Source organism: Ruminococcus sp. AM26-12LB, assembly GCF_003480785.1.
GTDB classification, from domain to species: Bacteria; Bacillota; Clostridia; order Lachnospirales; family Lachnospiraceae; genus Blautia_A; species Blautia_A fusiformis.
In genome coordinates this window covers 111198-132180 of the sequence record NZ_QUJX01000003.1, presented here as the reverse complement: position 1 = coordinate 132180, position 20983 = coordinate 111198, and the positions used below count along the sequence as shown (strand labels likewise).

Annotated in this window: 18 protein-coding genes; 1 reads left to right on the top strand and 17 read right to left on the bottom strand. The window is 44.2% G+C overall.

Annotated features, from left to right (window positions below; genetic code table 11):
• Positions 1-301 precede the first annotated feature (301 nt).
• The 11 genes from DW694_RS02855 to eno form a co-directional block, all read right to left on the bottom strand.
• The gene (locus tag DW694_RS02855) at positions 302-1249 is read right to left on the bottom strand and encodes a substrate-binding domain-containing protein (RefSeq protein WP_118752520.1); all 948 of its coding nucleotides are present in this window, start codon (positions 1247-1249) and stop codon (positions 302-304) included.
• Positions 1250-1368: 119 nt separating this feature from the next.
• Positions 1369-2520: an iron-containing alcohol dehydrogenase gene (locus DW694_RS02850; RefSeq protein ID WP_015524408.1), complete on the bottom strand. Its 1152-nt coding sequence runs from the start codon at positions 2518-2520 to the stop codon at positions 1369-1371.
• 138 nt (positions 2521-2658) lie between these two features.
• A complete protein-coding gene (locus DW694_RS02845) occupies positions 2659-3444 on the bottom strand; it encodes a 5-deoxy-glucuronate isomerase (RefSeq protein ID WP_114001738.1) in 786 nt (261 codons plus the stop codon).
• 16 nt (positions 3445-3460) lie between these two features.
• Positions 3461-5392, bottom strand: a complete 1932-nt coding sequence (gene iolD / locus DW694_RS02840; protein WP_118608902.1) for a 3D-(3,5/4)-trihydroxycyclohexane-1,2-dione acylhydrolase (decyclizing) — start codon at positions 5390-5392, stop codon at positions 3461-3463.
• 18 nt (positions 5393-5410) lie between these two features.
• On the bottom strand, positions 5411-6445 hold the full coding sequence (iolC, locus tag DW694_RS02835; protein WP_015524405.1) for a 5-dehydro-2-deoxygluconokinase: 1035 nt from the start codon (positions 6443-6445) through the stop codon (positions 5411-5413).
• 407 nt (positions 6446-6852) lie between these two features.
• The gene (locus DW694_RS02830; RefSeq protein ID WP_022426319.1) at positions 6853-7881 is read right to left on the bottom strand and encodes a LacI family DNA-binding transcriptional regulator; all 1029 of its coding nucleotides are present in this window, start codon (positions 7879-7881) and stop codon (positions 6853-6855) included.
• 138 nt (positions 7882-8019) lie between these two features.
• A complete protein-coding gene (gene larC / locus DW694_RS02825) occupies positions 8020-9405 on the bottom strand; it encodes a nickel pincer cofactor biosynthesis protein LarC (protein ID WP_118752519.1) in 1386 nt (461 codons plus the stop codon).
• Positions 9406-10149: a nickel pincer cofactor biosynthesis protein LarB gene (gene larB / locus DW694_RS02820; RefSeq protein WP_118752518.1), complete on the bottom strand. Its 744-nt coding sequence runs from the start codon at positions 10147-10149 to the stop codon at positions 9406-9408.
• Positions 10150-10298: 149 nt separating this feature from the next.
• Positions 10299-11036 carry an ABC transporter ATP-binding protein gene (locus tag DW694_RS02815; protein WP_092072899.1) on the bottom strand — a complete coding sequence of 246 codons (738 nt, stop codon included), beginning with the start codon at positions 11034-11036 and terminating at the stop codon, positions 10299-10301.
• A gap of 12 nt (positions 11037-11048) precedes the next feature.
• The gene (locus DW694_RS02810; protein WP_118752540.1) at positions 11049-11825 is read right to left on the bottom strand and encodes an ABC transporter permease; all 777 of its coding nucleotides are present in this window, start codon (positions 11823-11825) and stop codon (positions 11049-11051) included.
• 139 nt (positions 11826-11964) lie between these two features.
• Entirely contained in the window at positions 11965-13260 is a 1296-nt protein-coding gene (eno, locus tag DW694_RS02805) for a phosphopyruvate hydratase (protein ID WP_044961624.1), read from the bottom strand.
• A 487-nt stretch (positions 13261-13747) separates the two neighbouring features.
• Here eno and DW694_RS02800 point away from each other — a divergent pair, with 487 nt between their 5' ends.
• Entirely contained in the window at positions 13748-14239 is a 492-nt protein-coding gene (locus DW694_RS02800) for a DUF2798 domain-containing protein (RefSeq protein ID WP_118752517.1), read from the top strand.
• Between the two features lie 125 nt (positions 14240-14364).
• On the opposite strand, the gene DW694_RS02795 is transcribed toward DW694_RS02800, so the two are convergent.
• From DW694_RS02795 to gnpA, 6 genes are all read right to left on the bottom strand, one after another.
• Positions 14365-15654: an MATE family efflux transporter gene (locus DW694_RS02795; RefSeq protein WP_118752516.1), complete on the bottom strand. Its 1290-nt coding sequence runs from the start codon at positions 15652-15654 to the stop codon at positions 14365-14367.
• A gap of 11 nt (positions 15655-15665) precedes the next feature.
• Positions 15666-16655, bottom strand: coding sequence for a guanosine polyphosphate pyrophosphohydrolase (locus DW694_RS02790; protein ID WP_059085460.1), 990 nt, complete (start codon positions 16653-16655; stop codon positions 15666-15668).
• A gap of 83 nt (positions 16656-16738) precedes the next feature.
• Positions 16739-17599, bottom strand: coding sequence for an alpha/beta hydrolase (locus DW694_RS02785; protein ID WP_015524395.1), 861 nt, complete (start codon positions 17597-17599; stop codon positions 16739-16741).
• A 157-nt stretch (positions 17600-17756) separates the two neighbouring features.
• Positions 17757-18119, bottom strand: coding sequence for a YitT family protein (locus tag DW694_RS17120; RefSeq protein WP_270389026.1), 363 nt, complete (start codon positions 18117-18119; stop codon positions 17757-17759).
• Complete coding sequence (locus DW694_RS17115; RefSeq protein ID WP_255620649.1) at positions 18106-18594, bottom strand: YitT family protein; 489 nt, start codon at positions 18592-18594, stop codon at positions 18106-18108. The genes DW694_RS17120 and DW694_RS17115 overlap by 14 nt, the downstream gene beginning before the upstream one ends.
• 193 nt (positions 18595-18787) lie before the next feature.
• The gene (gene gnpA / locus DW694_RS02775; RefSeq protein WP_110103022.1) at positions 18788-20950 is read right to left on the bottom strand and encodes a 1,3-beta-galactosyl-N-acetylhexosamine phosphorylase; all 2163 of its coding nucleotides are present in this window, start codon (positions 20948-20950) and stop codon (positions 18788-18790) included.
• Between the last annotated feature and the right edge of the window lie 33 nt (positions 20951-20983).

Below are 20983 nucleotides of genomic sequence, written 5' to 3'. Positions count from 1 at the left end.
TATCCCGCCCTTTCATTTCTTTTCGTTTTTTTTATTTTCGCTTTCCTTTTGATGATTCTATTTTATCGAAAATACGGGATTATCATAGTATGAGAAATTTTAGTTTTTTCGGTATTATTTTTACCTGACTGTTAAATCTGTACCAAAGTTTTTCTGCTTCTGATATCTCTACATCCTTCTTTTGTCCTATTTTTATGTTTTGTGTTTTATTTTTGGATACCAGCCTGACTTTTTACCGAATCAGTCAATGCCTCTGCCGGATTGTAAAAAATAATAAGCAGCGGATGGAAACCTGCTTGTATCAGGGATGAGAATGTCCGTCATCCTTCATATATGTATCAATATTTTCTTCGGTAAGCACCTGGGAATCCAGAATCTCATCTTCTCCTGTTCCCTCTCCCTCCAGATCCTTCACAATATACCGGATGGTTTCATAACCGATCTGATAACCGGACTGCGCGCCAAGCGCCACGATACGCCCATCCTGAACCGCTTTTAAGGCATCTTCCTGAGCATCTACGGAAACAATAGAAATCTCCCGTCCTTCAGTTGCCTCTGAAAGCCCCAGGGCCGTCACTGCACTTGTGGTCATGATTCCGTTAAGATCCGGATACTTCACCAGGATCTCATCCACATCCTTCTGGGAAACCCGCATATTGCTGTATCCGTTTCGAACCATTTCAATGGTGATCCCAGGCTCTTTTTCCATATATTTTTCAAATCCGGCAACACGCATTCGGTGTCCGGCCTGCTTAAAATCACCGGCGATCACGCCAATCTTTCCTTTATGATCCAGAGCCTTTGCAAGCTGCTCACCCAGCTCATAACCCAGTTTTTCATTGTCAATTCCAATATAAGGGATTTCTGAATCCTCTATGGGAGTATCACAGGCATATACAGAAATCCCCTTTTCTCTTGCGAAATTTAAATAATCTTCGCATTCATAGGAATCTATAGGAGAAACTGCCATCGCCTGGATATCGGTTTTCAGAAGATCCCGGATCATATTTTTCTGAACCTCTTCTTCTGTTTCGGAATCCGGAGACAGAATCACCACATCTGCATGATATTTTTCTGCCGCATCTTTCATTCCGTCGCAGACAGACAACCAATATTCACTGCTTTTAGATTTTGTAACAACACCGATCGTTACCTGCTCTTCTTCTGTTTTCTTTGCAGAAGACCCGCATCCGGAAAGGCTGCAAACTCCTATGACTGCCACCAGAATACAGATATACTTTTTTCTCATGAAGGATATGCCTCCTTTTCTTTTGCAGCTATATTTGCCACGGGAAAAAAGACTCCGGAGCCTTTTTCTCCGGTCCGGAGTCTTTTCCTATCTGGCAATGCAGGGTTTACATTTACATTTTACCAGAGTTTTCTGTAGATTTCTTTTACTTCCTCTTCTGTTACATCACGCATGGTATTCTGAGGACTTCCACTGTCCATGGCATCATGTGCCATTTTGTCGATGACGTTGAAGAACTCTTCTTTATTGATACCGAACTGCTCCAGAGTCGGAGTATCCAGTTCATTTACAAGTGACTCTACTGCTTTCAGGAATTTCTCAGCTGCTTCCTGATCAGAATCAGTTGCATCCGCCACACCAATATCACGTCCCAACGCTCCGAATCTGTCGTATGCTCCGGGAAGCGCAAAGGTAAGGCACTCCTTCAGAAGCATGGCATTGGAAAGTCCGTGTGCTACATGGAACAGTGCTCCGATCGGACGGCTCATTCCATGGATAATGGTAACAGATGCATTGTTAAATGCGATTCCTGCCTCAAGAGCAGCGACAGACATCTGTACACGAGCTTCTTCATTCTTTCCGTCTTTATATGCAACCGGAAGATATTTAAAGATCCTCTTTACTGCAGATACTGCAAAAGTATCGGAAAGTGTCTGTGCTTTTCTGGATGTATAAGCTTCCACACAGTGGCAAAGTGCATCAAGACCTGTTGCTGCTGTGATCTTTGGAGGTGCAGTCATAGTAAACTGTGGGTCGATAATGGCAAGATCCGGCATGAGAACTTTGCCTTTAAGAAGCATCTTGATGTCTTTTTTGGTATCCGTGATAATCGTGAACTGTGTTGCCTCAGATCCCGTTCCTGCTGTGGTAGGGATCGCCGCCATTGGCGGCATCTTTACATCGATCACTTTTCCCATGTAGTCGGAAATGCTTCCACCGTTTACTACCAGTGAGCCGATGGCTTTCATGGAGTCAATGGGGCTTCCGCCTCCCAGAGCTACCAGGAAGTCACAGTTCTCATCTTTATAGATCTGTAAGCCTTTTTCGATCATGGTATCTGTTGGCTCACCACAGATGTCAGAATAAATGCTGTATTCAATGCCCTGATTTGTCAGCGCCTTCTCAACTTTTGCACAGTTTCCCAGGTCGATCATTACTTTATCGGTTACGATCAGAGCTTTTTTACCAAGGAGTTTCAGTGCTCCTTCTGCCATGTCCAGTGCTCCGGAACCGGAAATAATTTCTCCAGGTACAATAAATTCTCTTGCCATTGTCAAAATCTCCCTTCAGTCAGTACAATTTTTTTCATAATAGCAGCAGGTCTACTGCTGTCCGCTCCTCACGAACAACAGCATTTTCCTCTTCCTGCTGCCTGTTATTTACGATCCAGTATCAGTATCTCCGAATCCTTAAAACTCGGCGTCATGAAGCCAGGTATATCTCTCATCCTCGCAGCGGTCTGTCTGCAGCCACGGATTTCCGTCAATGTGGCGGATCATCCAGCATGTATACATCTGATATCCAGGTGCAACTGCCTGCGGATGAAGCTCTCCTCCTGGAATTGCGGAAAAGCTCTCGTCTGTACTCTTAAATACCTGATCACCGACAAAGCTTGCTCCAAATCCTTCCGGATGATCAAATTTGAAAAAGTATGTCTCAGGCTGCGGATGTCTGTGCGGCAGGTATCCGGACCAGTTTCCTCTGTCATTGAGAACCTCACCAAGTACCATATTGGACTCCGGTGAAATGTCATGATCGAAGATGGTGTTTACTCTTCTCTTCGCAACATTTCCGAACTTGCCTACGCAGGAATATCCCCACGGAGCATCTTCCGGTTTGTAGAGTTTTGCACCGAAATCTTTCTCGTTCTTTGTGCACTGAACAAGGATCTGTGACTCTGCATTTGCTACAACTGTAATCTCAGTTCCTGTGCATCCGTGAACACACCATGGTCCCTCTGTGAACACGTCTTTTCTGGTTGCTGCAGCTTCGTTTCCGTTCCATTTATAGGTAATGTTTCCGGAGAGGAGGAGAACTGCTGTCTCCTCACCCTCTCTTAAAAATGTTCTTGTCTCTCCTGATTTCATACGGTAAACACGGATGTCCATCATCATGGCCTTGTACTCATTATCGTATGTTGTAAGAATCTTTTCGCCTTTTTCGTCATATTCCGGATAACCAAATACTTTACTCATTTTCTTACCTCCCAGATTAGTACAGTCTTGCCTCTTCACGGCCTTTCATAACTCCCTCGCAGGCCTTTCTTACGCTTTCTTTCTCAGATGTTGTTGCGATTCCTACATCCCACCAGGACTCATATCCGTCTGTCATGGTCTTCGGGATAACTTTGAGATCAAAGAGGCATGCAATCTCCTGCTTTTTGGCATCTTCCAGAGCGTCTACCAATTCCTGGATGGTGCGGCAGGTATAGGTCTTCAGACCATAGCCTTCGCCGATCTTCGCATAATCTACAGGGATCAGATCTCCGGTCGGTTTCTTGCCGTCTGTATAACGGAACTCTGTTGCAAGGCTTCCGATTCCGTGGTTCATCTCAAGGTTGTTGATGCAGCCAAATCCGCAGTTATCGAATACCATGATATTGACTTTCTGTCTCTCCTGCATGATAGTCATGATCTCACTGTGGAGCATCTGGAAGCTGGAATCTCCAACTACGCAGTATACTTCATTATCCGGCTCAGCAAATTTCACACCGAGGGTAGCGGCAACCTCATATCCCATACAGGAATATCCGTACTCTGCATGATATCCGCCACGTTTGTCTGTTCTCCACATACGCTGCATACAGCTTGGAAGGGAACCGCCTGCTGTGATGATGGTTGCATCTTTGTCGATAGTTCTGTTGATTGCTGCAAGTGCTGCTGTTTGTGTGATCTTTCCGTTTGTAAGCTTTACATATTCCGGAATCGTACGAGGATCTCTTGCCTTGATCAGCGGCTCAAAATCATCTCCTGTGTACTCAATGCTTCCAAGGCGCTCCATCTCTTTATCCCATGCAGCTTTTGCTTTCTCGATCTCATCTGTGTATGCAGATTTATATCCTCTTGCACGAAGCTTTTCTGCTAGTGCTTCTACGGTAGCTTTTGCATCACCCACTGCTTTTACTGCATCCATCTTGTATGCGTGGAATCTGCAGTTGTTGATACTTACAAACTGAACATCCTCATTCTGGAACAGATGCTTGGAGCTTGTTGTAAAGTCAGACATTCTGGAACCGATAGAAATTACCACGTCTGCGTCTTTACCGATGATGTTGGAAGCGTAGGTTCCTGTTACACCGATACCGCCAAGACAGTACGGATTGCCAGACTGGCAGGCACTCTTTCCGGCCTGTGTCTCGCCGAATGGGATCTTGAACTCTTCACAGAATTTCTCAACAGCTTCTCCAGCTTCTGAGTAACGGACACCACCACCAACAACGATAAGCGGTTTCTTCGCTCCTGCGATGACCTCTGCCACATCCTCAAGCTCTTCCTCTACTGCAACCGGTCTTGTGATCCTGTGCACTCTCTTCTTGAAGAAGTACTCCGGGAAGTCAAAGGACTCACCCTCAACATCCTGGCAAAGCGCGATGCAGCATGCACCTGTTTCAGCCGGATCTGTAAGAACTCTCATTGCATTGATCAGAGCGGTCATGACCATCTCCGGTCTTGTGATCCTATCCCAGTATTTGCAGACTGGCTTGAATGCATCGTTCGTACTGACGGCAAGGCTGCTGCTCTGCTCCAGCTGCTGGAGAACCGGGTCAGGCTGGCGAGATGCAAAAGTATCTGCCGGGAATACAAGAAGCGGAATATTATTTACAGTTGCTGTTGCACATGCTGTTACCATGTTTGCAGCTCCAGGTCCGATGGAGGAAGCGCATGCAATGATTTTTTTGCGGTTGCTCTGTTTTGCAAAAGCGGTAGCAACGTGACACATACCCTGCTCATTTCTTCCCTGAAGAACCTTCAGCTGTCCCGGATTTGTATCCAGTGCCTCACCAAGTCCTACAGCAATACCGTGTCCGAAGATCGTGAAAAATCCTTCTACGAATTTTGTCTCCACTCCGTCCATGGAAACATACTGATTATCCAGAAATTTTACAATTGCCTGTGCAGTTGTCATTCTTACTGTCTTTGCCATTTTTCCCACTCCTTTTCTTTATACTCTTGCGATCATTTCGCCGAATTTTTCTTTTTCATCTTTAATGAATGCGTGAACTTCATCCGGTCCCGGAAGGGAATCGGAGCAGTTGTTGCTTTTAACCATCATGGATGCCTCAGCAGAACCAAACTCCAGGCAGTCAATGATCTCCCAGCCCTGATACAGTCCATACAGGAATCCGGAGCCGTATCCGTCGCCGCCGCCGAAGCCTTTTCTTGCCTCAACCGGGAATGGCTTGATGCTGAACTTCTGTCCGTCAACTGTGTAGGCTGTGGAACCCTTCATACCGTGTTTGATGACAACGATCTTTGCATTTTTTGCCTGCCAGTAAGCTGCACTCTCCTCATCAGTCATGCCTTCTTTGATCAGTTTCTCTGTAAGGTCAAACTCTTCTCTGGAGCCCATGATGATGTCAGCTTCCTTAGCTACGATGGAATAGTAGATGGAAATCTCATCTGCATTCTTCCAGTTGTACTCTCTGTAATCAATATCAAAAATGATCTTTGTGTTTACTTTCTTAGCAAGCATAACCGCTTTGATCGCTGCTTCTCTGGAAGGGCTCTCTGCAAGAGCAGTTCCGGAAATGAGGATCGCTTTTGCATTTTTGATATAATCCTCGTGGATGTCGTCTACATGAAGCTGCAGATCTGCGATACGGTTACGATACATGAGGATACTGCTTTCCTTTGGAGAAAGCATCTCGGTAAAGGTAAGTCCCAGCTTCTCTCCGTTTGTACATTTTGTGATCTGTGAGGTATCGATTCCTCTCTCATCAAAATAATCTACAACATACTCACCGAACTGATCATCCGAAACCTTTCCGATAAATCCTGCTTTCAGGCCATGCTTGGTAACACCTACAGCGATGTTTGCAGGAGATCCTCCTACAAATTTCTCAAACATATGTACCTTCTTCAGGGGTTTGAACTCCTCCTTTACCTGATCGTTGTAAGCAGGATTAAAATCAATGGCAACTCTTCCAAGGAGCACCAGGTCCATTGGTCTGGATTCATCAAATTCGATATACTTCATGATCTTACCTCCGTTTGTTTGATGGTTTATTTTTTACTTCTTTTTTATGTGCTTTTTTGATTTGCGTGCTTTTTCTTTTATTTAGCGTGCTTTCTTGCGTGTTTCTTATGATGTTAATATAGCACCGTTTTACAATTTGGGCAAGTACTTCTTTTCATTTTTCTTTTTTTCAGTTATTCTATACAATTTTTGTAGTTTTGTTTTGTTCAAAGTAGCTATTATCTACATGTGCATTTGCGTGTTGATTTTTTAGCACGCTATTAGCACGCGATCAAATGTATCCAGACAGTCGTTTTCTTGGAATCTATATTTCATATCGTAGTATCTTACAGATTTCCTGTAATATAAAAAAGCCTGCAGTTTTCATTCTGCAGACTATTTTATATGATACTTTGCACAATACATGTTCAAAGGTTATATTTTGTTTTGATCTTGATATCTGTAAAGAGATATTCTCTCTCCGGCTCCTGTCCTTTTGTCAGGATATCCGCCAGGATCCTTGGCGGTTCATACCCCTGGACATATCCATTCTGGTCGATCAGAAAATCCACATGATCATTCTTCAGTGCCCGTTCATTCTTCGGAGTCTGATCGTAGATCACAACGTAGGGCCTGCGGTCAAGTCTCAGCTTTTCAAATGCTTTCCCCACTCCTGCCTGGCCTCCGGATACAACCAGGATCCCGCTGATCCCTGAAGTACTCATCATGGCATTTTCTATAATGTGCTCCACCTCAGCTGCTTCATCAAAGCTTCCGTGAACACCGGCGATCTCCAGATGTGGAAAAGCCCGCTTGGCTTCCTCCACAAAGCCATCCACTCGCTGATTGTCAACATGATTGCTGAAATATCCGGTGATGATCAGGATCTTTCCATTTCCTCTTGTCAGCATTCCAAGAAGTCCGGCTGCGGTACGTCCACTTTTACGGTTATCCATTCCCACAAAACAGGTTCTTCTCGTTCCTACAATATCAGAGTTAAAGGTTACTACTGGGATATTCTTCTCTTCGATCAAAGCATTCAGTTTCTCCCGGACAGTCTCACTGTCTACCGGCATGATCGCAAGTCCCCGGATTCCTTCCTGTTCCAGTTCCTCAATGGCCTGCAGCTGTTCCTCTTCATCAACGGAAAGACCCTCTTTCAGGATCAGCTGGATCCCTTTTTCTTTCAGTTCCACGGCTGCCTTCTCAATACCACGGTTTACTTCCTGCATAAAAGAAGATCTGGCAAGCTGTGTCACCACTCCGATCTTCAATCTTTCATCTTTAGCTGTTCTGGAATGTTTCCGTTCTTTCTGTACATATCCCATCTCGTCCGCCAGACGGCAGATTCTCTCTGCCACCTCCGGATTGATCCGTCCTCTGTGGTTCAACGCTCTGTCCACGGTTCCCCTGGAAACCCCTGCCTGTTCTGCAATCTGCTGTATTGTTACCGCCATAAATCCTTCTCCTGCCTCTGCCTTACTGTGTCGTTGCCAACTGTTCCGTCCGGCAATAATCTTTCTATATACATTTATATAGTTTTTTCGAAAAGGTGTCAATATGTAAGTGCATTATACAAGGCAACCAACCCGATCTTATCCCCGCACAGCCATATGATATACTTCTTTATAAGAAATCCCTGTTTTTTCACAAAGTTTTTTTACGCTTTCGTATTCCGGATAATAATATTCCTGTCCGTCAAAAGTGCAGACCTTCACTTCTACATTTCCCAGCGGGGTTGTAACCGTTCTTTTCTCTCTTTTCAGAATGGTTCTCTCCATCTCCTGGCGACGGATCCCAATGGTTGTTGTTTCTCTGAAAATGATCTGCTCCATCGCTGAAACCTGTTCTTTTTTACATAGAACGGTAAGCAGCCATGCCGGACGGTTTTTCTTCATAAATACAGGCATGTAATTGGCCTCTCTGGCTCCTGCCTCATACAGAAGCTCCATAACATAGCCAAGCGTTTCTCCTGTACAGTCATCAATGTTGGATTCCAGCTTTATAATGGTATCTGCTTCCGTACAAGCATCATTGCCTGAAGCCTCCTCCCCGGATCCCCGGATCAGCATGGCACGGAGAATTCCCGGGCACTCATACTGGCGCTTGCCTGCTCCGATACCGATCTTCTCCACCGTAAAATCTTCAGGCAGTTTTTCTGATGTAAGGAATGCCGCCACAATGGCTGCTCCTGTAGGCGTTATCAGTTCACCCTGCACCGATGTGATATGCAGCTTCAGCTGATGAGCACTTACAATATTACTTACCGCCGGTACCGGCACCGGAAGGATTCCGTGCTGACAGCGAATCGTTCCGCTACCCTCACAAAGTCTTGGAACGATCACTTCCTCCACATCCAGATCATCCATACAGATTGCAACAGAAAGAATATCCACAATGGAATCCACTGCACCCACTTCATGGAAATAGACCTGATCCACCGGTACATTATGGGCTTTTGCTTCTGCCTCGGCAAGAATCTTAAAAATCCTTTTTCCATAGGATTTTGCACGATCTGTCATATCTGCATGGTCGATAATCTCCATGATCTCGTTAAGGCCACGGTGTTCATGGTGATGGTGTCCGTGGTGGGAATGCATCGTTTCTGTATATGTATGACTGTTTCCATGGGTTTCCTGTACATGATGTTCATGAGAATGGGGATGCTCATGGGCTTCCAGGGCTTCATGACTATGTTGATAATGATGTTCCTCATGATCCTGGCTGTGAGAATCTCCATCATGCCCATACAGATATTTCATATCATGATCATGATTCTCATGATCCAGTAGTACATCAAAATCACAGGCATCGATCCCTGATTTCATCACACGGCTGACCTTTATGTCGAAACCTTTTACCGGCAGACTTTTAAGAATTCTCACCAGTTTTTTCCGATCTGCACCCAGATCCAGAAGAGCCGCAACTGTCATATCCCCGCTGATCCCGGAGGCACACTCCAGATATAATTTGTTTCTCATTTATTTTCCCTCCGCAAGCCGATTGATCTGGGTTGCCAGATATCCTGCCCCAAATCCGTTGTCAATATTTACTACTGCAATCCCGTTGGCACAGGAATTGATCATTGTCAGAAGCGCTGACAATCCATGAAAGCTGGCGCCATATCCCACAGAAGTAGGTACCGCGATCACCGGACGTTTCACAAGACCACCCATAACACTTGCCAGCGCACCCTCCATTCCTGCTACCGCAACCACACAGTTAGCCTCCTGGATGGTATCCAGCCTGGAAAAGAGTCTGTGCATACCACTGACTCCCACATCATAGATTCTCTCCACATGTGTGCCGAAATACTCTGCTGTCTGGGCAGCTTCCTCCGCAACAGAAATATCTGCTGTTCCGGCTGTACACACTGCCACCTTTCCGATATGCTCCTTCTCTTTTTCAATCTTCAAAATTCCGGAAACCGGATCATAAACCACATCAGGAAGAACCTTTTTTACCAGTTCATACTGATGTTCTGACGCCCTTGTTCCAAAGACTTCTCCATCTTCCTCATAAAGCTTCTGATAGATATTCAAAAGATGTTCGTCTGCTTTTCTCGCACAGTAAACTACCTCCGCAAAACCGGTCCTCGCTTTTCGGGCAGTATCCAGCTTCGCATAATCCATTTCTTCATATCCCTCTTTTTTTAGAAGGTCCTCTGCATGCTCCACAGAGAGCTGGCCTTTTTTTACCTTTTCAAGGATCTGCTGTAAAGTCATCTTTTTGCCTCCCTGTTTTCTTCGTAATATAATAACATAATAGCCAGACATTTGCATCATTTCCGCAAATCGTCTGGCTATCTGCTATTCAAACCGTTCACTGTCCAGTTCTTTTTATTTATGCGACTGCCTGGGCCGCCTTCTGTTCTTTATCTGATCATCTCCGCATATTTGGCCGAGATCTCATCAATATCTCCATATGCGATCAGTTTTCCTTTTTCAAGTATCATTGCTTTATTGCACAAGCGCTGTACCTGTTCCAGAGAATGGGATACAAACAGTACCGTAACGCCCTTATCAAACATACTTAAGACTTTCTTTTCACTCTTTTTCCGGAATTTGGCATCTCCTACAGAAAGGACTTCATCCAGGATCAGGATATCCGGTGATACCAGTGTGGCAATGGAGAATCCAAGTCTTGCCTTCATACCGGAAGAATAATTCTTAATAGGGACATCGATAAATTCCTTCAGTTCAGAAAACTCAACGATCTCATCAAATTTCGATTCCAGAAACTTCTTGGAATATCCGAGCATCGCACCATACAGAAAAATATTCTCACGTCCTGTATACTGCGAATCAAAACCGGCTCCCAGTTCCAGAAGAGGGACCAGACGTCCGTTTCGGACCACCTTGCCTTCGGTAGGCTTGAATACACCGGCAATTACTTTGAGCAGAGTACTTTTTCCCGCTCCGTTAAGTCCCAGGATTCCTACACGGTCACCTTTTTTCACCTCAAAATCAACATTCTGAAGAGCCCAGAATTCATTATATTTAATTTCTTTTTTTAAGAATTTAATCACGTAATCCTTCAGGCTGTCTACCTTTTCTTTACTGAGATTAAACTTCATACTTACGTTATCTACAACTACTGCAGGTTTTTCCATATTTTTCTCCTGTTAAATATAAAGGATAAATTCATCCTGTTTCTTCTTGAAACAGAACATTCCGATGGCAATCGTCACAAGGCTGAATACCAGTGCGTATGCCGCATAATGAAGATTCATCGGCTCTCCGAACATTCCCGAACGAAAAACATCGATGGTACAGTACAGCGGATTATATTTCAGGATCCATGAAAAACCACTTTTCAGCAGTCTGGACGGATAATAAAAGATCGCACAGGTATACATGATCAGCATCAGCGCTACTGACCACAGATATTCCATATCTCTGAAAAAAACGCCAATCGTAGCAAGGATCATTCCACAACCATAAGACAACAGAAATACCAGGATCAGCGCGATCGGGATCTGGAGCATATAAAGTGTCGGCTCCACACCAAGTACTGCTCCTACCGGAACCAGCACGATCAGCGAGATCAGGAAGATCACATAGTTAAAAAGTACACTTGACAGCGGATAGAGATATTTTGGCACATAAACTTTCTTGATCATTGCCGAATTCGCTCTTACTGATTTCAATGCCGCTTTTGTGGCACTGGAATAGAATGTGTACAGAAGACGTCCTGTCAGGATATATACAGGAAATGTCCGATCCTTGTTTCCGAACAGGGTACCGAATACGATCGTTAGTACGATCATGGTAAGCAGAGGCTCAAGAAGAGACCAGATGATACCAAGATAGGAACGTCTGTACTTCAGTTTGATTCCTTTTTTTACAAGCTCTCCCAGAAGAAACCTGTAACGTATAAAAGTATTTACGTATTCTTTCATAGCATCTCCAATATTCAATTTTATTTTTTCACACGGCTGTAAATCATAATATACTATTTTGAGAAATCTGGCAACCTTATTTTCGCCAAAAAAAGGCACGCCAAAGCGTACCTTTTTGAGAAATGTGTTAGTTATGATCTTATCTCTTGATATTGAATGCCCGGAATCCCGGATATACTGCTGCATCTCCAAGCTCTTCCTCAATACGGAGAAGCTGATTATATTTTGCCACACGTTCGCTTCTGGAAGGAGCTCCTGTCTTGATCTGGCAGGTATTCAGTGCCACTGCAAGATCTGCAATGGTTGTATCCTCTGTCTCTCCGGAACGATGGGAAGAAATCGCTGTATAACCAGCTTTATGTGCCATTTTGATGGCTTCCAGAGTCTCGGATACAGAACCGATCTGATTCAGTTTGATCAGAATAGAATTTCCGCAGCCAAGGCTGATACCTTTCTCAAGACGCTCTGTATTTGTAACAAACAGGTCATCACCTACAAGCTGTACTTTTCCTCCAAGTTCTTTTGTCATGATCTGCCAGCCTTCCCAGTCTTCCTCATCAAGGCCATCCTCAATAGAGTAGATCGGATATTTTTCGATCAGATTTTTCCAGTGATCAACAAGCTCCGCAGATGTAAATTTCTTTCCGCATTTCGGAAGAACATACTCCCCCTTTTTGTTTCCTTTCCACTCACTGGATGCAGCATCCATGGCAAGTACAAAATCCTTTCCAGGCTCATATCCTGCTTTTTTCACTGCTTCAAGGATGTACTCAATGGCTTCCTCATCGCTTCCAAGGTCTGGTGCAAAACCACCTTCATCTCCAACGCTTGTTGCAAGGCCTTTTTCTTTCAGAAGTGCAGCAAGAGCGTGGAATACCTCCGTACACCAGCGAAGTCCCTCTTTAAAGCTTGGTGCTCCTGCCGGCATGATCATGAATTCCTGAACATCAACGGTATTCGCAGCATGTGCACCACCGTTTAGGATATTCATCATCGGAACCGGAAGTCTGTTTCCGTTCACCCCACCAAGAAATCTGTAAAGGGGGATGTCAAGAGAAATCGCAGCCGCACGTGCGCACGCAATAGAAACCGCAAGAATGGCATTTGCGCCCAGTTTTGATTTGTCCTTTGTTCCATCTGCTTTGAGCATGGCAGCATCCACTGCATAAATATCAGATGCATCCATTCCTGCCAACGCATCATTAATTACTGTATTGATATTTTCAATGGCCTTCGAAACACCTTTTCCTCCAAAACGGCTTTTATCCTGATCTCTCAGCTCAAGTGCTTCGAATTCTCCTGTGGACGCTCCGCTTGGTGCTGCTCCTCTTCCGACCGTTCCATCTGCCAGATAAACCTCTGCCTCTACGGTCGGATTTCCTCTTGAATCAATAATCTCTCTTCCAATGACCTTCTCAATCTCTAAATAATCCATTTGATATTTATCCTCCTGTCTGGTCTTTTCGCCCTGTCCGTAACTCCTGTTCAGGCCGCATTTTGTCAAGGGATACGGCCCGCCACAAATTTTACGCATTAGTTAGAATCCGCTAACCGTTTACAAGTTTACTATATCTAACTTTAACGGTCAAGAGGAGTTATTGCCATTTTTTTCTCAATTACTCTTCTGATATTTCCATGTTTTTTCAGAACATTCCGCAGGATGTTGCGAATTTTACTTATTGACAAGGCTTTACTACTTATGATATCATAACCGCCGGTATCAAGCGGATATTCGTAAACCGCTCTGCTGCCTGCTTACAGCCAAATAACTGCTTCGCAGTTTGATTTGGTCAAAAAACCGAATATGGTTTATGACAAAATCCTGTCATATATTGGAAACGCACATTCTCCTGAATGATTAACGAACAACACATGCTCTGAGGTTTTACATTATCACTTAATCATTTTAAAGGAGGATTTTTATGCCAAAAAACAAATTTCAGGAAGTTATCTTTACCCTTATCATGGTATTTTTTATGGTTTACGCCATGATCTGCTACAACATTTCCCTGAACACAGGGAGTATGACAAACCGTGTGTTCCTTGACGCTTTTCATGAACTGGTGATCATGGGACCGATCGCATTTATCCTTGACTTCTTTATTGTATCCAAGCTTGCCTTTGGTTGTGCAATGCGCATGGTAGATTTCAAAAACTGCCATCCGTTCAGCAAGATCCTTGCGATCTCCGTTCCTTCCGTTGCTTTCATGTGCCCGTTAATGAGCCTCGCGGCAACCATTCTCTTTAAGGATGCCGGAAATCAGTTTGTAGCTGTATGGCTTCAGACAACCGCATTCAACTTCCCGATGGCATTCTTCTGGCAGCTGATCTATGCAGGTCCGATCGTACGTTTTATTTTCAGACATATCTTTCCTGAAAAGGAAAACGTAAAAGAAGCGACAGCAACTATGTAAAATTAAAGAAAGCACATTGCTATGGTTGAACCACCCCAAAAGTCATACTTTCCGGTGGCGGCTCATTCCATACAATGTGCTTTTTATTTTTCACGCGAATCTTTCTCATCGGATCTTCGAATCTCTCAGACTGTTTTCTTTAATTCAGGCATCTTAAGTATCTTCACGATCAGCGGGATCACCATACCGAGAAGTGGCACCAGAGTCACCGCGATCACTACTTTTCCGATCATCTCCAGCGCACTGGAAACCAGAGGGATCACCGTTTCTCCAAGGCCCTGCATAGCATTTCTGAGGACACTGATCACAGCCGTTACGAAATAAAAGATCGTATCAAATTTAAGATAATTGGCGGCATTGCGGATCACCGTTTCATTATAGCTTCCTGTGACCAGATAGATCAGCTGTTTTCCAATGGTAAAGCTGAAGATCACTGTCATCACGGACCAGATACAGGTATACAGAACTGCAAGACCGATTCCATGACGTACCCGGTCCATCCTCCCTGCTCCTGCGTTCTGGCCGCAGAAGATTGCCATAGTCTGCCCGAACACGCCAAACATGATCATAAACATCTCTGTGATCTTACGGGCTGCTGTATGTGCCACGATGATATCTCTTCCAAGCCGGTTGATGGAAGTCTGCAGTGCCAGTGTACCAAGATTTACAAGAGAGCTTACAAGTCCCATAGAAAGTCCGGCACTCAGCATATTTTTCATCATATTTCTTTCGAGACCGAAAAAATCCTCTTTTTTCAGCCGCAGGATCTCATACCTGCGGATCATGTAAAACCAGCATATAAAAAATGCCAGCGTCTGTGAAAGTACCGTGGCAATGGCTGCTCCCTGAACTCCTGCTTTTACTACCAGAATAAAAAACAGATCTCCTGCGATATTTAAAGTTACAGACACTGCCAGGATCACAAGAGGCGTCACCGTATCCCCAAGTGCGCGCAGAGATGCCGCGCAGGTATCATAAAGAAACGTTGCCAGCATACCTGCGATAATAATAAAGATATACTGCCTGGCGGTTCCCGTCAAATGATCCGGAACATTCAGGAACCTCAGGATCGGATGCAGAAACAAAAGTCCTAAAACAGTCAGGATCAGAGAAATCACGCTGCCCATTACAAGAGACAGTGCAAAAGATTTTCGTACTTCTTCCCGGTTTCCGGCACCGAATTTCTGTGCGGTGACAATGGCAAATCCATTTGCAAGGCCCATCAGAAAACCGATGATCAGCCCGCTTAAAGGACTGGTGGCCCCTACTGCCGCCAACGCATCTTCTTTAAGAAAGCTTCCCACGATCCGGGTATCTGCCAGGCTGTACGTCAACTGCAAGATATTTCCCAGAAATACAGGAAGCGCAAAGGACAGGATCAATGCGGAAGGCTTCCCTTTTGTCAAGTCTTTCATGTCATCCTCCCTCAGTCAACGATATCATTCTGAAAACGGGAAAGATGCTCATAAGGAAGGATCATCCTTCCGCGGAACAGTCCGCAGCCATCATTGATCAGGCTGTTGTTTACCGCACCAAACATATTAACGTCCAGCGCAGCAAGATCCAGTCCAAGAAGTCGCATACCCCGCTCATAAGCCTCATCAAAATAGATACATTCCCCCTGGGGAATCGCGTCCCTTCTCCTGCGTTCACTTTCCTGTTTTTTCTCATAGCTTAAATGGTTGGCGGAACCAATCTCCGCAACATCATCCATGTCTTTGGTCCGCAGCTGTACTTCCATATAGCTTCGGGAACTGTTATCATAAAACGTGATATGCAGGGACTGATAATCATCCTCACTGTTATTACAGATGTAATCCCTATAGTAAGGCTTTGCTTCCCTGCTGAGCAGTGGCGATGTACTTTCCTGCACTCCTCTGGCCGGCTCTGCGGTAAATCCTCTTTCTTCCAGAAATCCCGGAAGTATATTGGCGATCTCATAAAGATAACGAAGCTCTTCTTCTCTGACATTCTCACCATTTTTCAGATGACATCTGGGCATGGCGATAACGATCCTGTAGGCAATAAAATCGCGGAAACAGCTTAACCGTTCCTTGATCTGGGATACGGAAGGATATTCCCCATATTCTTTATAGTAGTCATAAATAAATTCTACTACATATCCGTTAAATTTTTCCTCCGCACGGATCAGGGATTTGATTCTTCCCTTGAAGGTAAACGCCAGAAACGGATATTCCCCTGCCATATATTTATAAAATTCCCGGATCTTCTGAGACTGGGCAGTGAGGAAATCATTATGCTCCAGAAGCTCCTGGATCTGGATCAAAAAATTACAGTGTACCAGATCGATCTCATTATGTTTTTCCTTCGCCTCTGTCCTAAGATCCCGAATGTATTTCTTCAGTATCCGGAGAAGAGTATCTCCGGAATACAGATAATCGTTTAATGTTATCATTTGTGTTTCTCTTTTCTATTTTGGTCTTTTCAGGATCACATATTTACAACAACTGCTGGATGATCTGTGTTCCTGTCTTTTATTTATTTCAGTTTTTCATGGAAAAACTCTGCGATCCGGTTCCACACCTCATCCTGGAAAAACTGGATATCTGCATGGTCTGCACCATCCAGTGTCAGCAAAGTGACATCACAGTCTTTTTTCTCCAGAAGTCCGTATAAAGTTTCCGACTGAACATAAGGAACGACCTGATCGCAGTTGCCATGAATGATCAGAAATGGCGGTGCATCCTTCGTAACCTTGGAAACCGGACTGCTCTGGTATGCCTTTTCTTTATTTAACATGGAATTAAATCCAAGCAGAAGGGATTCTGCGGAAGAAGCACATTTTTCTGCAGATTCACATGGAAATGCGGAAAGATCCGTAGGCGGATACCATGGGCAGGCAGCCTGTACCTTACTGGATTCTTCCAGATACTCTCCCACATCCAGAGCCGGATCATTGTCCAGCGCAGCCATACAGGTAAGATATCCTCCGGCAGACTCTCCCATAACTCCTATCTGCTCTTTGTTGATGCGGAACCGGTCTGCATGGGCTTTCAGGTAACGGATAGCTGCCTTTACATCCTGCAGCGGCATGGGATACGGGCCCTGATTGGAAGTACGATACTCCACACTTGCCACTACAAAGCCACTGGATGCCAGTCTGCTCAGATAAAGATTATGTGCGGATTTATCCATCATCAGCCATGCGCCTCCACAGATCCAGAGGATGCAGGGATAGATTTTTCCATCTTTTGTTTCCGGGTAGATTATATCCAGTTTCAGATCCCGCCTGCAATGTCCGAACCAGGAATCCACCTGTGCGTAAGTAATATCATTTACTGTAATATACTGAGGCTTCTCTACCGAAAGCTTCAGTGTCTTTTTTTCTGCTTTTATCATAATCTATCTACCTCTTTTCTTCTGATCATTTTAGTTTGTCTTTGAAATATTTTTCTTCTATTTTATCACAATACTGCTTTTTCTGCTTTTATTTTTCGGAGAAAAAGCACTCTTTTTCTGCAAAAGAAATATCTGCATTCTCATTTACAGACATGCCTTACCGCAGGATCTCGTCAATGGTGGAAACGGTACTGAAAGATCCTTTATTCCTTGAAATGATCTCTTTTACTTTCTGCAGTTCAAAATAATTTACATAGCAGATCAGAGTCTTGTTCTCTCCTGCGATCACGCCGGAAGAGTTGATGATGGTACAGGTTTTGTTCAGTTCCTCCTTAATATCACAGATGATCGCATCAGGATCCTTTGTGATGATCGTCACCTGTTTCAGTGCCTCAAAATGATCTGTGAAATGATCAATGATGGAAGTCGCCACAATGTATACCAGAAGACTTAAAAGTGCGGAATCTCTGTCAAGAAGTACAAACACAGCTCCATATACACAGGCATTAAATGCGATCAATATGTAGGAAATACTGTAGTCCTTTCCGGAATGATTGTAGATCTTTTTTTACAATGATATTGGCAAAGATCTCAGAACCGTCAATACAGCCACCGTTTCGAAGGATCAGAGACAGTCCCACACCAAGGATCGCACCTCCAAAGGCTACTGCAATAAAATGCTCTGTATTCAGCTCAAAAGGGATTTTTTCAAAGTAGGAAAGACCTATTGTGTAGACAACAAAACCCACGAACGTTTTTACAAAGAAATACTTACCGATAAGAATGACCCCAGCTATGAGAAACGGCAGAAACACAAGCAGCACACATAACGACAGATTATACCCTGTCAGCTTGCTTATAATAATGGCGATTCCGGCAGTTCCGTAATCGATGGCATCATTGGGAAGCAAAATACAGGCAACAGAAAAACTGGCCAGGATTGCTCCCACAATGATCATCAGATATGAAAACACTGTCTTAATCTTTTTGTTCATAAAGGCCTCCTCTTTGTAAGCAAAATTGTTTGTCAACAATAACAAAAAGCTGTTATAATAGATTTTCTCTATTACAACAGCTTTGTTTTCCTACTTTTGGAATGGATTTATTATATTATAAGTTTTTTTCTCTGTCAACGCCCTCAGACAATTTCACAGCTTTTCTTTATCAGTAAACCTGTATCCTGCTTTCTCAGATCTGATACCAGCGGATCTCATTAGCTTCCAGATGAAGGTCAAAGCTCTTTCCATCCCCTGTGTAAACCGTAGTGTCCTGTGGCTCATAGGTGTTGTTTACCACACAATACTTTTTATTTTTCACATAAGCATGTACTTCCACATTATAATTGGAAGAAAACCAGCAGAAAAGCTCATTTTCTGCCGCTGCTGACCAGAGCACAGCACGATAAAGGATACGGCTGTTGCAGAAGCTGTACGGAAGTCCGCTGATGTAAACACCTCTGCCTTTTCCGAAGGTTTTTACTGCCATCTGGACTTCCTGGTCCTTCTGGATAAGGATCTTCGTATCCGGAAGTGCGAAGATATTCTTTTTCCCCTCACCGAAATCTACGGTTCCGTCTGTATCCTTCAGGATAAAATGATCTTTATGCTCTTCCCAGTTGTATTTATCGGTATTAAGATTAAATCCTCTTTCTTCCTCTACACCAAGGATGTCATCCAGCTGGAAGAATTTTCCCTGCCACTGATGAGCTGCCGGTTCACCGACGCCAATAAATCCGCCGCCATTATAGACAAATTTCCGCACAGCTGTAAGAATCTTCGGATCTGCCCAGTTCTCACCACCGGACTGTGCAGTATCCGCATCACCTACATTGATGATCACATCAAAATCATTCAGCAGATCTTTATCCTGACGGATATCATCAAAGCTGATAAAGGACACATCAAAAGGCGCACCGCTTAATGCCTCGATAATTCCGAAATAGGAATAATTCTGCTTGTAATAGATGGCATGATGTACCATATGGTTGCCCCAGGAGCGCATTTTTCCCCAGCAATTTAAAACAGCCACACGTTTTACACAGTATGGTGTGGTTCCCTGGATATTGTCGTAGAGCACACGGAATTCCTGGCAGACTTCCTTGATATACTGTACAAAATCCGGAAATTCCAGAGCCAGTTTCAGATAACCGCCGTATCCAATTCTCTGGATCGGACTTCGAAGGATAGCTCTTCTTGCAGTCACCCAGTTTACTTTTGCCTCTTTTACAGGATCCCCGCCCTCATGGAAGGTGTCCGGGAAAAAGTACGGCAGAAATCTTCCCTCTGTATATTTTACATGTTTAATATCACTGAACAAACGTAGGGTCGCTCCGTTTCCGACGCTTCCCACTACCGCATCCAGCCCGATGGAAGCAAACTCATCCATAAAGGGCTCCATACCGATCCAGTGATCACCCATGAACATCATGGCCTCTTTTCCGTATTCATGGACAATGTCTACCATTTCCTTTGCAAGCTTCGCCACTTCCCGTCTCTGGAAAGCTTGGAAATCTTTAAATTCTTTTGATGGGATACGGTAGGTGTTGTTCATATATCCCTGATCAATGATAAACTCCGGACGGAACTTATATCCCACTTCCTGCTCAAACTGTTTCAGGATATAGGGGCTCACCGAAGCGGAATATCCAAACCAGTCTACATATTTTTCCCGTGCCATCTCATCAAAGATCAGTGTGAACTGGTGAAAAAATGTAGTAAATCGTACTACATTCACATAATCATGGGAATCCAGAAATCTGCGGAGGCGATTCATGGAATGTGCACGTGTTGCCGGCTGACGCACATCAAAAGTGATCTGAGGTTCTACATCTTTCCAGTCATTGACAACTGCATTGTACATATGTACCGGATCCCACATGATATATGCAAGAAAGCTTACCGTATACTCATGAAACTCTTTCGCCGGCCTGATCACAACATTTCCGTTTTCTTCATCGTATGACCATTCCTCTGTACTGACAGCTTCCCCTGTAGTCCGGTCAATGACTTCCCACCATCTTCTGATATCATCTCTTGTATTCACCGCCAGCATATCCGGATACAAATGATCCATCAGATGGATCTCCAGAGTATCCGACACTGCCGTGTGAAAAGATGTCATGATATACATCTGCTGGATTTCTTCCGGATGGGCCTTTGCCCAGGCATTATCCTTTCTGGTGGTATAATAAGTTGCATAAATCTTTGCGCCGGTTTTCTTCAGCTCTGCCGGAAATTCCGTTCCGTCACAGTCACGGATGGCATCTGCACCCCACTCATCCAGCATTTTCAGTGTCTCCGGGATCACATCCAGATCTGTCGGAATGGTCACTCTTCCTTTTGTTTCGCTCATCACTTTACCTCCATTGTAAAAATTCCTGTTTTT